Raw genomic sequence first — 3,285 nt, forward strand, 5'->3', positions numbered from 1 at the left:
GTAGAGGCGGGTCCTGGCGGGGCTGACGTGCGCGTCGGCTGCCAGGTCGGTGCCTGCTGTGCCCGCTGTGCTCGCCGTTCGCACCCGGACGGTCGCCTCCCCTCCTGGCCCCGGGCCGGCGCAGGCGGCCAAACACAGGGCGCGCGGCCCGTGTGTGATCCGCACCGGCTGCACGCCCGGAGGTGGTCGTTCTGCTCAGGCCGTCAGATGCTCAAGGAAGCGCAGGCAAGGTCGATCAAGGATCTTTGCGACGGCCCGATGAACGACGGCCTGGCAGGCGGATTCGCCTGCCGGAACGGTTCGGTCACTGGGGCTGGTGGTGGTTCCACTGTTCCGTGACGCGGTCGTACAGGTAGGCGCAGGCCTCCTCTTCGGCGTCGAAGACCGCGAGGTCGCGCTGCTCACCGCGCTCGAAGTACTCGATGTACCAGCGGCCGTCGAGCGCCTGGGTCAGAACTGGCACCGACTCCGGGATGAACTTGAAGGATTTCAGATCCCGGGTGTTGATGCCGTACCAGCGATCCGGGACGCCGGCTGCCTGCAGGGCTGCCAGGAGCCGGTGGCGATTCATTTGCATGCCCTTCCGTCCTCGAAGACGAGATACCCCGCCACGCAGAGCTCGCTCACGGTCTTCTCGGTCTTGAACTGGGTCGCACCGCCCTCCTGCCCGAACCAGGGCGCGGCCTTGCTCCGCTCGATGGTACCCGCGCCGGAGTCGTAGTCCTTGGCCCACTTGTAGCGGTTGTAATCCAGGCTGAGGCTGTCCGGCGGGATGGACCGCGAGCCGAAGGACGCGTTCTCCGCCGCAGGCGAGAGCCACCTGCCGCCGCTGTCGCCGAAGCGATCCCAGACGTCGCCCGCCTTGATGTCGCCCTTCGCCAGCATGACCTGGGTCCCCGGCTTTGCGTAGTCGTCCCCAGGGTACTTCCAGCCGGGCTCCCACGCGCCCGTGACCCTGTTCTGGTACGCCTTTTCCGTCCAGAACGTCTTGACGAAGTCGAGGCGGCTGAGGCTACCGAACGGGTTGTAACCCTGGGTGAGGTTCGCCACCTTGGCCGGCATGGTCGCCGGCCCGAACTTGCCCTGCGCCTGGAGGAGGTTGGCGGTCTTCCAGACGTCGTACGTGGCCTCCAGCTTCACCCGCGCCAGGCTGGCCGCATCGAGGGTGTTCCGGAGCGCGAGCATCGCCGCGTCGACGCCGATCCCGGTCTCCATCGCGACCTTGGCGGCGACGATCACCTTGGCACCCTTGGCGAGGGTGCCGAAGGGGATGAAGGTGGCCGCCGCCAAGGCGCAGGGGCCGTTGAAGTCGGGTTTGTTCCAGCATTCGATGAAGTCGCCGAAGACGAGCTTCATCATGAACTCTTCTTGGGTGACGAGCGGCTGCTTGACGGTGGTGTTGTACTGGACGTCCTTCAGGGGCACGCTGCTGACGAGAACGGTGTCCCAGACCTTGTACTTTCCTGCGCAGGCAGCGATGGAGAGCCCCGGTTCGGGGCAGGTCCTCAGGACGTAGTTGATCGTGCCGGTGACCTTGACGGTGACCGGCAGGTCGCACACCAGCTTGCCGTGGTCCGCTTTGTCCTCGCGCCAGTTTCCGATGTGGAACAGGGCGATGAAGAGGGGCTCGGCGGGGATGCACCTCCCCGAATCCTGGCTGATGATCTTCGGGGTGATGTCGTCCTGGGGGACGGCTTCGACGTAGGAGACGCGGCCCCGGTCATCGACGGTGGCGGTCTGGCTCTGCAGCTGGCCGTCGATGGTGTCGGTGCACTGCTTGGTGAAGACGGCGTCCTTGGCGTCGGCGGCGGCCTTCTGCGCCTCCTCCTTGCTCTTGTTCGCGGCGGCGGCGGAGGCCTTCGCCTGGTCGGCGGCGGTCTTCGCGGTGGCCGCGTACTGGCTCGCCTGGGCGGCGTAGCTGGTGGCTGCCGCTGCCGAGAAACTGGCGCTGCGGGCAGCGGCGTTGGCGGTGACAGCCGAGGCCTGGGCCTGCTTGGCGTAGCCGGCGGCCTGCTGGGCGGAGGCCTGGGCCTGCTGGGCGGATTGTGCGGCCTGGTTTGCGAAGCCCTGGGCCTGCTGGGCGGACTGGGCGGCCGTGTTGGCGTAGCCGGCGGCCTCGTTGGCGGCGCCGCGGGCGGTGGCGTACGACTGGGCGGCCTGGGCCGCGTACTGGCGGGCTTGGGCGACCGAGCCGTCGATGGTCGCCAGGTAGGACGCGATGGTGGCCACGTGGGTGGCGGTCATCGCGTCGCGCTGCTGGGCCTTCAGGATCCCGGTCTGCAGGAATGGCACGAGGCGGTCGGCGGGGCCGGACAGGACGGCCTGGGCTGCGGCCTTGACCTCGGGACCGCCGGTGGTCAGCAGCTGACCGACGACGACGCGGTTGTCGTCGTCACGGGCCTTGAACTGGCCGACGGTCAGGAAGGCGCGGACGTCGTCGATCGTGCCGTCGAGCGCCTTGGCGGCCGCGGCCTTCATGCCGGGGCCGCCGGCGGCCATGATCTGGGCGAGCGCGACGCGGTCGTCGTCGTCCTTGCCCGGGTATTGGCCGGTGGCGAGGAACGCGCGGACCTGGTCGGAGGTGCCGACGGACGCGGTCTCCGCGGCCAGGCGCAGTTCCATCTTTCCGGAGTTCCGGGCGATGGCCATGACGCTGGTGCGGTCGTCGCGGTCGCGGGCGACCGTCAGGTCGGTGCTCAGGAACGTCTGGACGGTGTAGTCGTCGCCCTCCAGTGCCGTCTGCGCGGCGGCCTTGGTCCACGGGCCGGCGGAGTCGAGCAGGCGGAAGGCGACCTGACGGCCCTTGAGCACGGCAGTCTTCGGGTCGACTCCGGCCGCGGTCGCGTCCTTGATCAGCTGGTCGGTGTCGGCGGCGAGCTGCGTGGCCTTGCCGGACTCCCAGGCGGCGGTCTTCGCCTTCAGGTCCGCCGCGCGCGAGGCCTCGTCGGCGGCGGCCACCTCGGCGGCCTGCTGGGCGGCGAGGCGCTCGGCGTCGCAGGCGCGGGCGACGTCGGCGACCTGGTGGGCCTGGGCGGCGGAGTTCGCCGCGGAGTTGGCGTCCGCGTCGGCTGCGGCGGCGGCCGCCTGTGCGACGTTGGCGGCGGTGTTCGCGTCGCCGGCGTGTTTGGCGGCTTCGTCGGCGGCTGTAGCTGCGGCTTCTGCGTGTGCGGCGGCTTCGTTGGCGGCGCGCTGGGCGTCACCGGCCGCCGCGGCGGCCTGGTTGGCGATCGCGGCGGTGGCGTTGGCGGCACGGGTGGCCTCGGCGGCCGCGGCCTTGGCGCGGGC

General features: G+C 70.3%; 2 protein-coding genes. Both read right to left on the minus strand.

The annotated features are described in order from the left end of the window. Positions 1-304: 304 nt before the first annotated feature. Entirely contained in the window at positions 305-577 is a 273-nt protein-coding gene (locus tag AB0O00_RS33455; protein WP_363658254.1) for a hypothetical protein, read from the minus strand. Next, positions 568-3,285 (minus strand): glycohydrolase toxin TNT-related protein (locus tag AB0O00_RS33460; RefSeq protein WP_363658256.1); only part of this gene is annotated, 2,718 nt, incomplete at its 5' end. The genes AB0O00_RS33455 and AB0O00_RS33460, both read right to left, overlap by 10 nt.

The sequence above is a fragment of the Kitasatospora sp. NPDC093558 genome (assembly GCF_040683475.1).
Lineage (GTDB): Bacteria > Actinomycetota > Actinomycetes > Streptomycetales > Streptomycetaceae > Kitasatospora.